The 16,753-nt window shown below is 48.0% G+C and carries 13 protein-coding genes; 6 read left to right on the plus strand and 7 right to left on the minus strand.

What is annotated here, in order from left to right:
- Positions 1 to 55 precede the first annotated feature (55 nt).
- Both murP and murQ read right to left on the minus strand, forming a co-directional pair.
- Entirely contained in the window at positions 56 to 1,504 is a 1,449-nt protein-coding gene (gene murP / locus NB504_RS03870) for a PTS N-acetylmuramic acid transporter subunit IIBC (RefSeq protein ID WP_088721413.1), read from the minus strand.
- A gap of 29 nt (positions 1,505 to 1,533) precedes the next feature.
- The gene (gene murQ, locus NB504_RS03875; RefSeq protein ID WP_258428343.1) at positions 1,534 to 2,436 is read right to left on the minus strand and encodes an N-acetylmuramic acid 6-phosphate etherase; all 903 of its coding nucleotides are present in this window, start codon (positions 2,434 to 2,436) and stop codon (positions 1,534 to 1,536) included.
- 241 nt (positions 2,437 to 2,677) lie between these two features.
- Between murQ and NB504_RS03880 the strand changes: the two genes are divergently transcribed.
- Positions 2,678 to 3,526, plus strand: a complete 849-nt coding sequence (locus tag NB504_RS03880) for a MurR/RpiR family transcriptional regulator (protein WP_013855695.1) — start codon at positions 2,678 to 2,680, stop codon at positions 3,524 to 3,526.
- 5 nt (positions 3,527 to 3,531) lie between these two features.
- Here NB504_RS03880 and NB504_RS03885 read toward each other — a convergent pair whose 3' ends face one another.
- The 3 genes from NB504_RS03885 to recQ form a co-directional block, all read right to left on the minus strand.
- Positions 3,532 to 3,894, minus strand: a complete 363-nt coding sequence (locus NB504_RS03885) for a hypothetical protein (protein WP_017043038.1) — start codon at positions 3,892 to 3,894, stop codon at positions 3,532 to 3,534.
- A 90-nt stretch (positions 3,895 to 3,984) separates the two neighbouring features.
- On the minus strand, positions 3,985 to 4,287 hold the full coding sequence (locus NB504_RS03890; RefSeq protein ID WP_094500712.1) for a DUF3630 family protein: 303 nt from the start codon (positions 4,285 to 4,287) through the stop codon (positions 3,985 to 3,987).
- Positions 4,280 to 6,118: an ATP-dependent DNA helicase RecQ gene (gene recQ / locus NB504_RS03895; protein ID WP_064626057.1), complete on the minus strand. Its 1,839-nt coding sequence runs from the start codon at positions 6,116 to 6,118 to the stop codon at positions 4,280 to 4,282. Before recQ ends, NB504_RS03890 begins: the two co-directional genes overlap by 8 nt.
- A 251-nt stretch (positions 6,119 to 6,369) precedes the next feature.
- On the opposite strand from recQ, the gene rarD reads away from it, so the two are divergent.
- The 3 genes from rarD to NB504_RS03910 all read left to right on the plus strand — a co-directional run bounded on the left by rarD (position 6,370) and on the right by NB504_RS03910 (position 8,947).
- Complete coding sequence (gene rarD, locus NB504_RS03900; protein ID WP_013855691.1) at positions 6,370 to 7,287, plus strand: EamA family transporter RarD; 918 nt, start codon at positions 6,370 to 6,372, stop codon at positions 7,285 to 7,287.
- 120 nt (positions 7,288 to 7,407) lie between these two features.
- Complete coding sequence (locus tag NB504_RS03905) at positions 7,408 to 8,214, plus strand: AraC family transcriptional regulator (protein WP_258428344.1); 807 nt, start codon at positions 7,408 to 7,410, stop codon at positions 8,212 to 8,214.
- Positions 8,215 to 8,332: 118 nt separating this feature from the next.
- On the plus strand, positions 8,333 to 8,947 hold the full coding sequence (locus NB504_RS03910) for a LysE family translocator (protein WP_405054802.1): 615 nt from the start codon (positions 8,333 to 8,335) through the stop codon (positions 8,945 to 8,947).
- A 788-nt stretch (positions 8,948 to 9,735) separates the two neighbouring features.
- Here NB504_RS03910 and uvrD read toward each other — a convergent pair.
- Positions 9,736 to 11,910 (minus strand): DNA helicase II, encoded by a 2,175-nt coding sequence (uvrD, locus tag NB504_RS03915; RefSeq protein ID WP_013855687.1) that lies wholly within the window; start codon positions 11,908 to 11,910, stop codon positions 9,736 to 9,738.
- 156 nt (positions 11,911 to 12,066) lie between these two features.
- The gene (prlC, locus tag NB504_RS03920) at positions 12,067 to 14,109 is read right to left on the minus strand and encodes an oligopeptidase A (protein ID WP_258428345.1); all 2,043 of its coding nucleotides are present in this window, start codon (positions 14,107 to 14,109) and stop codon (positions 12,067 to 12,069) included.
- Between the two features lie 205 nt (positions 14,110 to 14,314).
- Between prlC and NB504_RS03925 the strand changes: the two genes are divergently transcribed.
- Both NB504_RS03925 and gorA read left to right on the plus strand, forming a co-directional pair.
- A complete protein-coding gene (locus NB504_RS03925) occupies positions 14,315 to 15,154 on the plus strand; it encodes a 23S rRNA (adenine(2030)-N(6))-methyltransferase RlmJ (RefSeq protein ID WP_013855685.1) in 840 nt (279 codons plus the stop codon).
- A 110-nt stretch (positions 15,155 to 15,264) separates the two neighbouring features.
- Positions 15,265 to 16,620 (plus strand): glutathione-disulfide reductase, encoded by a 1,356-nt coding sequence (gene gorA, locus NB504_RS03930; RefSeq protein ID WP_258428346.1) that lies wholly within the window; start codon positions 15,265 to 15,267, stop codon positions 16,618 to 16,620.
- Positions 16,621 to 16,753 lie beyond the last annotated feature (133 nt).

Here is a 16,753-nt window from a genome sequence, read left to right on the forward strand (position 1 = left end):
ACTTCCGAGTTTAGGTATTTTGCATACTATTTTGCATACATAGGGGGGTGGTGAATTAGCTTAAATCGACATCTTTGCAGCCAAAAAAGTAGGTCGCGAGAAAGCCAACAGTGTAGGAGATTAAAAGACCGCCAACAAACACCATCATCCCAGCAAAAATTCCTTGCTCGGAAGTCATCAATGGAATGGCGACAATGCCTGACGGGCCAAACACCGTATTTAATCCTACTGGCAAACCAAGGTAAGAAACTAAGCCGACAAAGAAACCGCCCGCCGCCCCACCAATGCAAGCGGTGACAAACGGTTTAACCCGCGGCAAGGTCACGCCATAAATCAGTGGTTCGCCAATTCCCAAAATACCGGGAATGATCGCCCCTTTCACTTGCGTGCGCAGCAACGCATCTTTATTCGCTTTGAAATAGAGTGCCAGTGACGCACCCACTTGGCCGCCGCCCGCCATCGCCAAAATAGGAAATAGAGAGTTAAACCCTTGTACATCCATCAGCGCAAAATAGACTGGCACAAACCCTTGGTGAATACCAAACACCACCGAAATTAAGAACAAACCCGACAGTAACGCCGCGCCCAACGGGTTATCATTGAGGTTCAAAAACAACCATGACATACCTTTAAACAGCTCACCACCAATCGGCATGATCACCAAGAAAGTCACCGCGCCCATGATGAGTAACGTCACCACAGAGGTTAAGATCATATCCAAATCATCAGGCATGTATTGGCGCACTTTACGTTCTACTTGCGCGCCCAAAATAGAGGCCAATAGTACCCCGATGATGTTGCCGCGTGGGTCAATGGCGAAGCCAAAGAATTCACTCATACCCGAGTAGATACCCGTTGTCGCCTCTGGGTTATACCCCAGCACAAACAGCGAAGCTAAAATGGCACCATTAACACCCGAGCCACCGAAAGCTTGCTGCGCGTTATAACCAATTAAAATACTCAAGAAGGCAAATAGCCCTTTACCAAACACTTTCATATAAGTAATGAGATCGAGCATAAACTGGCTAGGCGATTGATCGATAACGAACATTTGCTCCAGCAAAGTGGCAAAACCAAGCAACAAACCCGCAGCAATGAAACCGGGGATCAGCGGCGTAAAAATGGTCGCAAATTTGCTTAAAAAACGTTGTACACCGCTGGTCTGCTTGCTCTTCATCTGCTTTTTCTGCTCAGCAGCAATCGCGGATAGATCGGCAGTTACGGCCACATCCGTCTCAGCACCGTCACCGTTGGCGATCATCTCATTCATCATATCGGCCGCCGTTTGCGCTTTGCCCGGGCCTAAAATGATCTGCAGTTGTTGGTCACTCTCCACCACGCCCATTACGCCGGGAAGGGTTTTCAGCAGAGCCTGATCGGCCAATGCCGTATTATTTAATGTTAAACGTAAGCGCGTCATGCAGTTGCCACACTTACCGATATTGCCACTACCACCGACTGCACTAAGCAGCTTGGCGATCATATTTGAGGTTATTTTTGCCATTGGGACATCCTTGGATAGATCCAGTCGGGTTATTGATCATTCAGTGCCGCGCGAATAAAACCATTATGCTTGGCCAGTTTTTGCGTCGCTTGCTCGGCGCTTAGCCCCGCAAGAATCATTACAATGGCGGTTTTACAGTGACGATGGCAGGCGCTCAGTGCTTGTTCTGCTTCCTCTTTGCTGCAACCTGTCGCTTCGACCACGATGTTATTTTGGCGCTGAATCAACTTAGCGTTGGTCGCCTCGACATCGACCATGAGGTTGCCAAACACTTTACCGAAACAAATCATCGCGCCGCTGGTTAACATGTTAAGCACCAGTTTTTGCGCCGTGCCCGCTTTCATACGTGAAGAGCCCGTGACTACTTCCGCGCCCACCACAGGCACAATGGCAATGTCAGCCGCGTGCTGCATCGCGCAATCTGGGTTGCACACTACTGCCACAACCGTTGCACCCAGTGATTTAGCGTAAGCCATGCCGCCTAGCGCATAGGGTGTGCGACCACTGGCGGCGATACCAACCACCACATCGTTGCGGGTCAAATTAATATTTTTCAGATCGCTTTGCCCAAGCTCAACATTGTCTTCGGCATTTTCAACCGCTTTAAGAATCGCTGGGTGTCCGCCCGCAATAAGCCCAACCACTTGTTTAGGATCAGAGCCGTAGGTGGGTGGGCACTCGCTAGCATCTAAAATCCCCAAGCGACCGGAGGTTCCCGCTCCCATGTAGATCAAACGTCCACCCGCTTGAAATGCCAAGGTAATGGCATCCACCGCTTGCGCTATCTGCGGTAAGGTTTTTTCAACCGCCAACGCGACCAGTTGATCTTCATGGTTAATGACTTGCAACATCTCTAAGGTGGAAAGAGTGTCAATGTCAGCACTGGCAGGGTTGCGGCTTTCGGTAACCAACTGGGTTAGGTCTAGGTTCATCGTCTATTTCTCGGTTTGAATTCGGAACTGAGGGCGATTCTATGGAATAAAATATTCCACTTTAGTGACAAAAATCACAACAAAGGTTATTCTTTGACCAGTCACTACATGGAATAATGGCCTACAATGCACCGATATCTTTTAAGTCTCCGAACAAAAGGCCAGTTAATACAAGCCACTACACTAATGTTCGTTATTTTAAATTTGGAATAATTTATTCTAAAAAATACAAGGATCGCGCATGTCTGTGATGCATAAAATCGTCAGCCGCCGCACTCAACTCTCTCGCAGTGAATTACAAATCGCCGATTGGATCATCGCTCATCCAGAAAAAGCCGCGCTCGCCACCAGCCAAGCATTGGCCGAACACGCAAAAGTCAGCCAGTCGAGCATTGTCAAATTTACCCAGAAAATTGGCTTTAGGGGCTACAGTGAGTTTAAGTTAGCGCTGGCCGAAGAGCTTGGCCGTAAATTGGCGTTTCAGACCACGCCACTGCACAGCAATATTCTGGCTGACGACCCACTGGCGGTGATCGCACAAAAATTGGTGCAAGCGAAAACAGAGGCGATGTTTCACACCACCAACGCGCTTTCATTTCCCCATTTCAACCAAGCAGTACAGTGGATAAACCTCGCCAACCGCGTGCAAATTATCGGTATCGGCGGCTCGGCGCTCACCGCAAAAGATTTGGCTTTTAAGCTCCTGAAATTAGGCATCACAGCGCTCACAGAACAAGATAGCCACGTACAAATCGCCACCGCACGCACGCTGGGTGCGCAAGATGTTCAAATTGTGATTTCATTTTCAGGAGAGAGAAAAGAGATTTTGATTGCCGCCGAAGCGGCCAAGCAGCAAGGAGCAAGCGTTATCGCGCTCACCTCTCCGAAGAAAAATCGATTACGCGAATTAGCCGATCTCTCTTTTGATACGATTGCCGATGAAAGTGAACATCGCAGCTCATCCATCGCCTCTCGCACCGCGCAGAACGTTCTAACCGACCTGTTGTTTATTACTCTTGTACAGCAAAGAGACGAGTCGGCACGTCAATTGATCCAAGACATTTCATCTGATATTCGTCAAATCTTTTAACGGAATTAATCGCTCTCTTCAATGCAGTGCATGCGATGAAAAACGCGATGAATGATCGGCGCAAATAGGGTGGCCAATGAAACAAAAAAGACCGTTTCGATAAATAAGCTGTAAAAGGCTAAAAAGAGATGCAAGCTCGGCGCAAGATGCAGATTGATTATCGGGTAGGGAAGCTCGAGACCACTGACCATCGAAAGCGCATTCAACCACGCTTGCGCCGCTGGGAGATCAGCTAGGTAGACAAAACCCACCACTCCGGGAATGAGGCCAGTCAACAGCAGTAACGCAGCGATCGCCGCATAGCGTAAGCAGCGCCATGTAAAACGCTCAACGGAGATAACTTCTTGATGAATCGATTCAAATTTCACGCCAGCCTCCTTGATGTTTGCCTCATCATAAGCAATGGCAGCTTAATAATGAAGGACCAAAAGGCGGATATGCAGAGTTGATCTACACGCTTAGAAACCTCGCGCGAATAATTGCGCGAGAAACGCCAACTCTTCTTGGCTCTCTTTGATGGCAAGTGCTTCAAGCCAAACCGACTCGCTGTAATGCTCGGCTTTGAGAAAAAGTAAGCAACCTTCAAAATCAATCAACCATGAGTGAATGTCCGCATCCCACTGTTTTTCTATCACTGTAGCCGAAAGCTGCTTGACCAAACGTTCGCCTAGTGCAGGAAAAGTATCGACATCAAAACGCGCTGTACTCAAGACGAGTCGCCCTTCATCTTGTAAATTGTGTGCTAAACCGAACTCAGCCATGGTGGGTTAAGTGCTCCTGAATCAGGTCTAAAAATGGGTCGGCGTATTTTTCAAGCTTGCGTTGCCCAACGCCGTTAACGGCCAGCATTTCTCCGTACGAAGTGGGCAATATTTCCGCCATATCAATTAGGGTCGCATCACTAAAGACCACGTAAGGCGGCAGGCCATCTTCATCAGCAATCGATTTACGCAATTTACGCAATTTGGCAAACAGTGGTTTGTCGTAGTTTTTGTTGGATAACTTATCTGATTTCGCCGCACGAGCGGCTGTGTCTAAGCGTGGAATAGCTAACTCTAATGGCATTTCTCCACGCAGCAGCGGCCGCGCCTCTTCCGTCAACTGCAAGGTCGAATTGCGAGTAATGTTTTGCTGCAATAACCCTTTATGGATCAACTGACGGAAAATACTCACCCAATAATCATGGCTATGATCGCGACCAATGCCGTAAGTCGTGAGCTTGTCGTGGCCATTTTCACGAATACGGATATTTTGCATACCGCGCATCACTTCCACCACATAACCAATACCGAAACTTTGGTTGACGCGATAAACGCACGATAATGCTTTTTGCGCCTCTTGCGTGGCATCGAAATGCTTGGGCGGATCAAGGCAGATATCGCAGTTGCCGCAAGGTTTGTCTCGATATTCACCAAAATAATTGAGCAACACTTGGCGGCGACAAGTTTGTGCTTCAGCAAAAGCGCTCATCGCGCCCAACTTATGGCTTTCCACCTGCTTTTGTGGCCCTTCCGGCTTCTCATCTAACATTCGACGCAGCCAACTGATGTCGGCCGGATCATAGAGCATCATCGCTTCGGCTGGCAAACCGTCTCGCCCTGCGCGCCCGGTCTCTTGATAGTAAGATTCAATGTTGCGCGGAATATCAAAATGCACCACAAAACGCACATTGGGTTTATTAATCCCCATTCCAAATGCGACGGTAGCAACCACTATCTGAATGTCATCACGCTGAAATGCTTCTTGCACATAAGCGCGCTCATCGGCGTCCATACCCGCATGGTAACTGGCTGCTCGTAAATGGTTGTTGCACAGTTTTTCTGTCAGCATTTCTACTTTTTTGCGACTGCCACAGTAAATGATACCGCAATGCCCTCTTTGCGTATCAAGATAGCGGATCACCTGTGAAACCGGTTTGTGCTTTTCGACCAAGGTATAGCGGATATTAGGGCGATCAAAGCTACCCAGATAGACATGCGGTTCTTGCAACTGCAAACGGTGCAAAATATCCACGCGCGTGGCGTCATCGGCCGTTGCCGTCAGTGCCATAAAAGGCACGTGTGAAAAATGCTGTTTGAGCTGGCCTAACGCCGCATACTCAGGGCGAAAATCGTGCCCCCATTGAGAAATACAGTGTGCTTCATCCACGGCAATCATCGCCAATGGCAACTGCTGCAAGCGTTCGATGAAATCGGGCATCAAAACGCGCTCAGGCGACGCGTAAATCAGCTTCAGTTGCCCTGCATTCATCCGGTTATACACCGACATCAGCATCTCACGTGACATACTTGAATTAATACACTCAGCCGCGACACCGTTGGCTTTGAGCTGATCCACTTGGTCTTTCATCAATGAAATGAGCGGCGATATGACTAAAGTGATGCCCTCTTTGACTAACGCAGGGATCTGATAACAGAGCGATTTCCCCCCACCCGTTGGCATGATAACTAAGCTATCTTGCCCCGCTAACGAAGCGTCAATCACCTCTTGCTGGCCGACACGAAACGACTGATAACCGAACACAGTCTGTAAAATACTGTGCGGTGTCTCAGGTTGAGGATCGGTTTGTTGAGCCATTAACGTTGCGGTCATGAAATTTCCAAGGGTGAACAAAAGGGGTAGAGCAACCGCTATACCGCAAAGCGTCTTATTGTAGTGGGGTTCGATGGTGAATAAAACCGCAAAATGTAGCTGTAAAGCGAATCACTTGATTCTCGGCCATTATTCGCCACTAAAACTCCCGAGTAGGCGGTTGATTAACAAAGCTGCAACTTACTTGAGGAACAGTATATACTGTCGAATCGTTTCGCTGGCTCAGCACTTCACTCCTTTGAGAATTCATCATGACCGCAGAAGAACAACAACGCTCCAGACAAGGCGTTTTACTCGCTATTGGTGCTTACACTATGTGGGGCATCGCACCGATCTATTTTAAAGCAATCAACAATGTTCCTGCACTTGAGATCCTCACTCACCGCGTAGTGTGGTCGTTTTTCTTGTTAGCAGCACTACTTCATTTTGGCCGCAACTGGCGTAGTGTACGCAGTGTGATTACTCATAAATCAAAGATGATCTATCTAATGACCACCGCTTGTCTGGTTGCGGTGAACTGGTTAATTTTCATCTGGGCAATCAATGCTAATCATATGTTAGATGCCAGTTTAGGTTATTACATTAACCCACTGCTCAATGTGGTGCTCGGCATGCTTTTTCTTGGTGAGCGATTACGCAAACTGCAGTGGGTCGCGGTGGCGCTAGCCACCATTGGTGTGGCCATTCAGTTAATTGTGTTTGGTTCGATTCCTGTGGTCGCCATCGCTTTGGCTACCACTTTTGGCTTGTATGGCTTACTGCGTAAAAAAGTGGCGGTTGATGCCCAAACAGGTTTGTTTATCGAAACCTTGGTAATGTTGCCCGCGGCGTTGATTTATCTGTTGTTTATCGCCAGCTCGCCAACTTCAGATATGGCGCTCAATCCGCTTAACCTCAACCTACTGCTGATCGCAGCTGGTGTCATCACGACCTTGCCTTTGCTTTGTTTCACAGGAGCAGCAACGCGTTTAAAACTTTCAACGCTGGGTTTCTTCCAATACATCGGCCCAAGCTTGATGTTTTTGCTCGCGGTCTTGGTTTACGGTGAAGCCTTCTCTAGTGATAAAGCCATTACTTTTGCCTTTATTTGGGCTGCATTGTTGCTGTTCAGTTTTGATGGTTTAAAAACAGGCCGAACCGCGCGACGCGCTCAACGGGCATCCGTTTAATTAGGATTGTTTATTCCCCTCGTTCGTCAAAGCGATCGAGGGCGCTGTGATCATTTTTTACAAGACAGTGGCGACATGGCTGGCTAAGCTTGCATTATTCAACCCTAAATTTTGGTCTCTATGGATAAAGTGAGCTACAGCCAAACGGCCTATCCTGCGATTGGTCTGATTGATGCAGACTATCGTCAGTTTGCGTTTGATCGCCACTACCATCTTGATATTCATATTGGCCTTATCACTCAAGGAACGCAGCGCTTCTACCACCAAGGCGCTTGGCATCAGGTACAACGGGGCGGCGTAGTTCTGATGTCGCCAGATGAACTGCACGATGGGCAAGCGCACAATAGCTCTGGCTACCAAGTGCAAGTGTTTGCTATTGAACCTACTTGGCTACAGCAAACCTTAGAAGCCAAGCAGATTGAACAAGTGCTGGGTTTTGAGCAGTTAATAGTCGATGACGCGCCACTTTTTTGCTCACTGCTGCAACTTCATCACACCATGAAGCAGGATAAGCTCAGTCAACTCGCTAAAGATTGCTTACCCTACCAAGGGTTCACACCTTTACTTGAACGCTATAGCCACTTGAAACTGCCGGAGGTTAAACCGCTTGGCCAGCGCAACCTCGCTACGCTGAAAGAGTGGGTACTCAGTCAACTCGACCAACCGATCCGCCTTGAACAACTCGCTCAGCTTTGCCAGCTTTCACCCACTCAGTTTCAGCGCCATTTCAAGGCGCAAACGGGCATCACACCTTATGCGTGGTTATTGCGTTTACGTTTAGAGCAAGCGATGAAATTGTTGAAAACCGGAGCCTCTAGCACTGAAGTCGCCTATCAAGTCGGTTTTTATGATCAAGCCCATTTCAGTAAGGCGTTCAAAGCAACCTTTGGCCTGTCACCCTCCGCCATCAATCGCACACTTTACTAACCAAACTGTCAGAAATTTACAAGGCAAGCACGTTTTCTCCACGCATACTCACCGTCAAACATGAGGAGAATACATGAACGAACTTTCCATATTGGCCACATTGGCTGGCGTACATTTTATGGCTTTATTAAGCCCGGGCCCAGATGTGGCGCTAGTGGTACAAAATGCTACCCGTTACGGCCGCAAAACCGGGGTTTTTATTGCTCTTGGGTTATCATGTGGCATTGTCATTCACTCACTGCTTAGCCTCACAGGGATAAGCTATTTGGTGCATCAACAACCCGCACTGTTTGCGATGGTGCAACTGGCCGGCGGGGGGTATTTATTCTATTTAGGCTTGGGCGCACTCAAATCCATCTACACCACCTGGCGATCGCCACAAGCTGTCGGAGTCAACAATGAGCGCGACAAGCTGATCGAAAATCAACGCCAAGCCTTTTCCCGCGGTTTTATCACCAATATTTTTAATCCAAAAGCTTTGGTCTTTTTTATCAGCTTAATGTCGAGTTTAGTGCCTGTGGGGATGTCCTTTTCAGGTAAAGGTATCGCCTTGCTGATTCTTTGGGGGCTCTCTTTTATGTGGTTCTCAACCTTGGCGTGGATGCTCTCCACCGCCCGCCTACAAAAACGTTTACAATCACTCACTGTGTATATTGATGCGGTATGTGGCATCATTTTTACGCTCATCGGTGGACTTATTTTATTGCAAGCGCTGCTTAGCCTTAGCCATTGATGCAGCGATTCGCGCCCATTTTTGTGCGAGATCTCTTACAAGCGAGTGAGCAAATATCGCTTTTTGAGTAGGAAAATCAACACCAAAAAACTTAACTGATTGATTTTAAATAAAATAATAACCAGATAGAGAAACCCTTTGCGAAAAAAGCGTTTCTCTAGCATTGCCGATAAATTAGAGATGGGTAATATGAACCTTGTCGGAAGGATTCTGACACGGAACAGGAAAGCACCACGGATTGGTCATCTTCAGGATGAAGAGACGACTGCTCAGGATGAATGGTCGGCACGGAAAGCAAATTGGACATTGAATGGACGCAATAGTAGCTAGGATGGTTACTACTAAGGAAAGACGATGGACACCTCTGGACGAGGCAAGGACTGAACATCAGGATGATGTAAAGGACACCGCTCAAGGAACAAGTGAAGCGCGCTAACGTGGATGGTTAGCAGACTAGGAAGTCACCAAGGACACCGCTAGGAAGGCGAAGAACGGATTAAGCTGACGGAATTCAGCCACTATCATGGATTTGATGCATGGAGCACTTTCGTAGCTGGATTGCTGCAAGTAAGACTATAACCCCGCAGGGCGCAAGCCCTCGGGGTTTTTCTTTTGGATCGGATAAGCATATGAGTTATCCAGCTTTCATATCTTGAACGGCTAGGTTAGGTTAGGTATTTGGTTTAAACAACGCCATAAACACCCCTCCCTGCCTCCCCCTCAAAGAGGGAGGAGAACAATCCAACCATCTCAGCAAAGAAAAGTACCCTTTCTTTGTACAAGGAAGATCATAGTTTCTCTAGCTTGGCATAAGCAGTCACTAGCCATTTAATGCCTTCACCGTTAAAAGCGACTTGCACTCGACTTTGCGGGCCACTGCCTTCGAAATTAATGATGGTGCCTTCACCAAAAATAGGGTGTTTTACGCGTGCGCCCAAGCTAAAACCCGTCTCGTTAAAGTTCTCTTTGACCGCTGTTTGACTAAAACGCCCGGCACTGCTTGGTCGGCTCACTTGCGCTTTCATACGCACTTCATCAAGGCAGTTTTCTGGCAGCTCACGGATAAAGCGTGACGGCTTATGGTATTTATCCTGACCGTATAAACGGCGAATTTCAGCGTAAGTAATGTAGAGCTTTTGCATGGCGCGCGTCATTCCGACGTAACACAAACGGCGCTCCTCTTCCAATCGCCCCGCTTCTTCGGCCGACATTTGGCTGGGGAACATACCCTCTTCAACGCCAACCATAAACACCAACGGGAACTCTAACCCTTTCGCGCTGTGCAGTGTCATTAACTGTACGGCATCATCAAACTCGTCAGCCTGCCCTTCGCCCGCTTCCAGCGCTGCGTGGGTTAAAAAGGCCGTCAACATGCTCATCTCATCCGCTTCTTCTGGCTTTTCAAATTGGCGTGTTGCGGTGACTAGCTCTTCCAAGTTTTCAATTCTGGCTTTAGACTTTTCACCCTTTTCAAGCTGATACATCTCAAACAAGCCAGAGGTTTTGATTACATGGTCGGTTTGACTGTGTAACGGCATCTCAGCGCTATCATCTTCAAGGGCATTGACCAGCTCAATAAACCGGCTTAATGCGCTTGCCGCACGTCCTGTGAGCACTTTTTCTTCCAACAGCACAAGGCTCGCTTGCCACAAGGTACAGCCGCGATCTCGCGCCGCAAAACGAATGGTTTCCAGCGTTTTATCACCCAAGCCACGCGGTGGCGTATTTACGACTCGCTCAAAGGCCGAATCATCATTGCGGTTAGACATCAAACGCAAGTAACTTAACGCATCTTTGATCTCTTGGCGCTCGAAGAAGCGCATGCCGCCGTAGATACGGTAGGGCAAGCCTGCTTGAATCAAGGCTTCTTCCAAAACACGAGATTGGGCGTTGTTGCGATAAAGCATCGCACAATCCTCTAATGCACCACCTTTATCTCGCCACTCTTTGATTTTATTGACGGTAAAACGCGCCTCATCAAGATCGTTGTAGGCCGAATAGATAGAAATTGGCTCGCCTTCGCTGCCATCTGTCCAGAGCTCTTTACCCATTCGCTCGGTGTTGTTCGCTATCAGTGCGTTCGAGGCTTGCAAAATGGTTTTGGTTGAACGGTAGTTTTGCTCTAAACGAATGGTATTAACGCTCGGAAATTCCTGCGTGAATTTTTCGAGATTTTCAATTTTGGCACCACGCCAGCCATAAATGGACTGATCATCATCACCGACGATCATCACGTGGCAATCGCGCCCAGCCATCATGCGCAGCCACGCGTATTGGATGTTATTGGTGTCTTGAAATTCGTCGACCAAGATGTGTTTAAAGCGCGCTTGATAATGTTCACGAATGTGCTGCTTATCACGCAACATCTCGTGGCAACGCAGCAAAATTTCGGCAAAATCAACCAAACCTGCGCGATCGCACGCCTCTTGGTACGCGGAATAAAGCTGCAAATAGGTTTGAGTCACGGGATCGCGGTACGCATCAATGTGCTTCGGACGAAGACCTTCATCTTTTTTACCGTTAATCCACCAGCACACTTGGCGCGTTGGCCACTGCTTCTCATCTAGGTTTTGTGCTTTGATTAAGCGACGCAGCAAACGCAGTTGATCTTCAGAATCGAGGATCTGAAAATCCTCAGGCAGGCGAGCGTCAAGATAGTGAGCGCGTAAAATACGGTGGCAAATACCGTGGAAGGTACCATTCCACATGCCCGATGCACTGCCCATCATCAACTCTTCAATTCGGCCACGCATTTCCGCCGCCGCTTTGTTGGTAAAAGTCACCGACATGACTGAAAAAGGCGAGGCGTTTTCAACCGAGATAAGCCAAGCAATGCGATGCACCAATACTCGGGTTTTACCACTCCCCGCTCCGGCAAGCACCAGCAAGTTTTCTAAAGGCGCGGCAACCGCTTCGCGCTGTTTATCGTTGAGACCGTCGAGTAAGAGAGAAGGATCCATCATGGCTAAGCTACTGGTTATTTATACATAATTGCCCAGATTATAACCTCAAATCGCGGCAAGATGCTCGTCTCTATCACATTTTTCTGGGCATTCAAAAATGAAAAGCCCACCGCAAAGGTGGGCTAATTCGAGCTTCATCGCATTTTAAGCGCGTGACTACGCGGCGATCCCCGCATGACGCAGCAACGCATCAATTTGCGGCTCGCGGCCTCTAAAGCGTTTAAATAGCTCCATCGGCTCTTCACTACCACCCATTTCAAGGATGTTATTCAAGAAACTTTGCCCAGTCTGTGGGTTAAAAATCCCCTCTTCCTCAAAGCGAGAAAACGCATCAGCCGAAAGCACTTCCGCCCATAAGTAGCTGTAATAACCTGCGCTGTAACCGCCAGCAAAGATGTGGCTAAAGCTGTGTGAGAAACGGTTCCACTCAAGGCTTGGTAACACGGCCACTTTCTTTTTCACTTGGGCGAGAGTTTCCAACACTTGCGGGCCTACTTCGGGATCGTAAGTGGTGTGCAAGGTGAAATCGAACAAACCAAATTCAAGTTGGCGCAAAATAAACATCGCTGACTGGAAGTTTTTCGCCGCGAGCATTTTATCGAGCATTTCTTTCGGTAGCGGTTCACCCGTTTCGTAATGACCTGAAATAAACGCTAACGCCTCTTCTTCCCAGCACCAATTTTCAAGGAACTGACTTGGCAGTTCAACCGCATCCCACGGTACACCATTGATGCCAGATACCGCACCCACTTCAACTTGAGTCAACATGTGGTGGATCCCGTGTCCAAACTCATGGAACAAAGTGACCACTTCATCATGAGTAAATAACGCAGGTTTATCACCGATTGGGCGATTAAAGTTACAGGTCAAATAAGCCACTGGGGTTTGTAGCTCGCCATTTTGAGTGATACGACGGCCACGGCAATCATCCATCCACGCGCCGCCACGCTTATGTTCGCGTGCATACAGGTCGAGATAGAAGCTGCCACGCAGTGATCCTTTCGCATCAAAAATATCGAAAAAACGCACCGATGGATGCCAAGTATCAACCCCAGAGCGCTCTTTGACGCTCATGCCAAATACGCGGTTGAGCACTTCAAATAGGCCGCTCACCACTTTCGACTCTGGGAAATAAGGGCGCAGCTCTTCATCTGAAATATCAAACAAGTGCTGTTTCTGTTTTTCGCTGTAGTAAGCGATATCCCACAACTCTAGCGTGGTCACGCCAAACTCTTGCTGCGCAAATTGACGCAACTCTTCTACTTCACGCTCACCTTGCGGTTTCACTTTAGTGGCTAAATCATTTAAAAACCCTAACACTTGATCGGGCGTTTGCGCCATTTTAGTCGCCAGTGATTTTTCACTGTAGGTATTAAAACCGAGCATACGGGCTATTTCATGACGTAGTTTGAGCTTCTCAGCGATGATTTCGCTGTTATCCCACTTGCCCGCATTTGGCCCGCGATCCGAGGCACGCGTGACATACGCTTCATAGAGCTCTTTGCGCAGAGCTTGGTTATCACAATAAGTCATCACTGGCAGATAAGAAGGAATGTCGAGCGTTAATAAATAACCATCGAGCTCTTTGGCTTGCGCCGCCGCTTGTGCAGCTGCTAACGCCGATTCTGGCATGCCCGCTAATTGATTGGCGTCGGTAATGTGCTTGGTCCAGCCCATCGTGGCATCCAGTACATTGTTAGAGAACTTAGAACCCAACTCAGATTGACGTTTACTGATCTCGCCGTACCGTTTTTGCTCTGCCAATGGCAAGCCGATACCCGATAGCTCAAAATCACGCAGTGCATCATTGATGGTTTTTTGCTGCGCTTGAGAGAGCGAGGAAAAAGTATCGCTGGCTTTCATGCTCTTATAGGCTTCAAACAGGCCTTTATGTTGCCCAACCCAAGTGCCGTATTCAGACAGCAGCGGCAAACAGCTTTCGTACGCATCACGCAGTTCCTCGCTATTGAGCACGGAATTAAGGTGGCTCACTGGCGACCAAATGCGGCTTAAGCGATCATCCACCTCTTCAATGGGTGCAATCAAGTTTTCCCATGTTGGGGTGCTATTGCCAGCAAGACGTTTTTCAATTTCGGTGCGGCAATCTTCTATCGCTTTCTCAACCGCAGGCTTCACATGCTCTGGCTTAATGGCGGAAAACGGCGGTAAATCCGTGAAAGTGAGAAGTGGATTAGACATAAAACATTCCTTTTAAGTTAAGACGCGCCTGCACGTTGATGCATTTCTCTGCAACAGTCACTGATTGTTTCACGGCAACCGTCGATTTTGTTTATCTGAAATAGTAAATATAGGTAGGTTCAGCAATTTTCAATAGTGGCGTATAATCAGCCAATACGTTTGATTGATGAAACACACTCCATTTGGGGTGTTTTGAGAGCCTATTTTGCTAAGTTATCGCCACAGTTTTCACGCGGGCAACCACGCGGATGTATTAAAGCATATCGTACAAAGCCTTATCCTCAATGCATTACAGCAAAAAGAGAAGCCTTTTGTTTATCATGACACCCACTCTGGCGTGGGCCGTTATGACTTGACCCATGAATGGTCAGAAAAAACCGGTGAATATAAACAAGGGATTGCTCGTATTTGGCAACAAAATGTAACGCCACCAGCCATTCAAAGCTACCTTGAGGCAGTAAAAGCACTCAATGAAAGCGAAGAGTTACGCTACTACCCCGGCTCACCGCGCGTAGCGCGTGCTCATCTACGCGCGCAGGATCGTATGGTGCTCACTGAATTGCATCCGAGCGATTACCCTTTGCTCGAGCAAGAGTTCCACCGAGATCGTCAGGTATCGATTTACAAAGAAGATGGTTTCCAACGCTTAATCGGTAGCCTGCCACCGAAAGAGCGTCGCGGCTTAGTGTTGATCGATCCCCCTTACGAATTGGCCAAAGAATACAGCGATGTCGTAAGAGCCATTGCCCAAAGTTATAAGCGCTGGGCGACGGGTATCTACGCCATTTGGTATCCCGTAGTGAATCGCGACACTATTGATGACTTGCTTGAAGGGCTGGCAAGCCTCGGTATTCGCAAAATCTTACAAATTGAATTGGGCGTATCGCCAGACACCCATGAACGTGGCATGACCGCTTCAGGCATGATAGTGATTAACCCACCGTGGACACTGGAAGGGCAAATGCAGGAAATTTTACCGTTTCTTCAGCAAGCGATTGCCCCGGTAACCGGTCATTTTAAAGTCGAATGGGTTGTACCAGAATAAACTGACCCAATCTATCAAAGAAGTAGAGAACCTTTTTCGCCTTGCTATGGTTGCCAACACCGTACAAAACCAAGGTCAAATAGGATGAAAAAAGAATAATGGAGAAAGTAATGACAACGCATTTTGATTATATCTGTATCGGTGGTGGCTCTGGTGGTATCGCTTCAGCGAACCGCGCGGCAATGTATGGTGCGAAAGTCGCACTGATTGAAGCCAAAGACCTTGGCGGCACTTGTGTCAACGTCGGTTGTGTTCCGAAAAAAGTGATGTGGCATGGCGCGCAAATTGCTGAAGCAATGCACCTTTATGCCAAAGATTACGGCTTCGATGTCGATGTCAAAGGATTAGATTGGTCAAAACTGATTGAGAGCCGCCAAGCGTATATTGGCCGTATTCATCAATCATACGACCGCGTATTGGGCAATAATAAAGTGGAAGTGATCCGCGGTTTCGCACGCTTTGTTGATGCAAAAACCGTAGAAGTAAACGGTAAACACTACACGGCAGATCATATCCTGATTGCCGTTGGCGGACGCCCAACGATTCCGGCGATCCCAGGGGCACAATACGGCATTGATTCCAATGGTTTCTTTGACTTGACCGAACAGCCTAAACGCGTCGCGGTTGTGGGCGCAGGTTATATTGCGGTTGAAATCGCGGGCGTACTCAACGCACTCGGCACTGAAACGCACCTTTACGTGCGCAAAGAATCACCACTGCGCAGCTTTGATCCCATGATCATCGAAACACTCACTGAAGTCATGGCAGCGGAAGGTCCAACATTACATACTCATTCAGTGCCAAAAGAAGTGATCAAAGAAGCCGATGGCAGCCTGACTCTACACCTTGAAAATGGCCAAAGCCAAAACGTTGATACGCTCATTTGGGCAATCGGCCGCCACCCAGCAACCGATGCGATAAACCTAGCAGCAACGGGTGTGGCAACTAATGCACAAGGCTATATTAAGGTTGATGAGTACCAGCAAACCAACGTCGCGGGCATCTACTGTGTCGGCGATATCATGGAAGGCGGTATCGAGCTCACACCAGTTGCCGTCAAAGCAGGCCGTCAACTTTCAGAGCGCCTGTTTAATGGCAAAACCAATGCGAAGATGGATTACAAACTGGTCCCGACCGTGGTCTTTAGCCATCCGCCAATCGGCACAATTGGCCTCACAACGCAAGAAGCCCAAGCGCAATATGGCGAAGATAACGTCAAAGTGTATACCTCTAGCTTCACGGCCATGTACACCGCCGTCACCTCTCACCGTCAACCATGCAAAATGAAACTAGTATGCGCTGGCCTTGAAGAAACCGTTGTTGGCCTACACGGCATCGGTTTTGCAGTTGATGAAATGATTCAAGGCTTTGGCGTAGCCATGAAAATGGGCGCAACCAAAGCCGATTTTGATTCAGTTGTGGCAATACACCCAACGGGTAGTGAAGAGTTTGTTACCATGCGATAGTCACCACCAAGTCAATTTATCTACAAAAAAAGGTCGACACATGTCGACCTTTTTTGTTTTAAATCAATATATTGAATGCAAAACAATCAAACAGTCTGTCATTTTATATAAATCCCACAAATAAGACAGTAGA

The sequence above is a fragment of the Vibrio sp. RM-69-4 genome (assembly GCF_024743775.1).
Lineage (GTDB): Bacteria > Pseudomonadota > Gammaproteobacteria > Enterobacterales > Vibrionaceae > Vibrio > Vibrio anguillarum.

What these genes read in the sequence shown, in the direction of transcription:
- murP (WP_088721413.1), bottom strand. Translation starts at nt 1,504, where the DNA reads ATGGCAAAAATAACCTCAAATATGATCGCCAAGCTGCTTAGTGCAGTC.
- murQ (WP_258428343.1), bottom strand. Translation starts at nt 2,436, where the DNA reads ATGAACCTAGACCTAACCCAGTTGGTTACCGAAAGCCGCAACCCTGCC.
- NB504_RS03880 (WP_013855695.1), top strand. Translation starts at nt 2,678, where the DNA reads ATGTCTGTGATGCATAAAATCGTCAGCCGCCGCACTCAACTCTCTCGC.
- NB504_RS03890 (WP_094500712.1), bottom strand. Translation starts at nt 4,287, where the DNA reads ATGGCTGAGTTCGGTTTAGCACACAATTTACAAGATGAAGGGCGACTC.
- recQ (WP_064626057.1), bottom strand. Translation starts at nt 6,118, where the DNA reads ATGACCGCAACGTTAATGGCTCAACAAACCGATCCTCAACCTGAGACA.
- rarD (WP_013855691.1), top strand. Translation starts at nt 6,370, where the DNA reads ATGACCGCAGAAGAACAACAACGCTCCAGACAAGGCGTTTTACTCGCT.
- NB504_RS03905 (WP_258428344.1), top strand. Translation starts at nt 7,408, where the DNA reads ATGGATAAAGTGAGCTACAGCCAAACGGCCTATCCTGCGATTGGTCTG.
- NB504_RS03910 (WP_405054802.1), top strand. Translation starts at nt 8,333, where the DNA reads ATGGCTTTATTAAGCCCGGGCCCAGATGTGGCGCTAGTGGTACAAAAT.
- uvrD (WP_013855687.1), bottom strand. Translation starts at nt 11,910, where the DNA reads ATGATGGATCCTTCTCTCTTACTCGACGGTCTCAACGATAAACAGCGC.
- prlC (WP_258428345.1), bottom strand. Translation starts at nt 14,109, where the DNA reads ATGTCTAATCCACTTCTCACTTTCACGGATTTACCGCCGTTTTCCGCC.
- gorA (WP_258428346.1), top strand. Translation starts at nt 15,265, where the DNA reads ATGACAACGCATTTTGATTATATCTGTATCGGTGGTGGCTCTGGTGGT.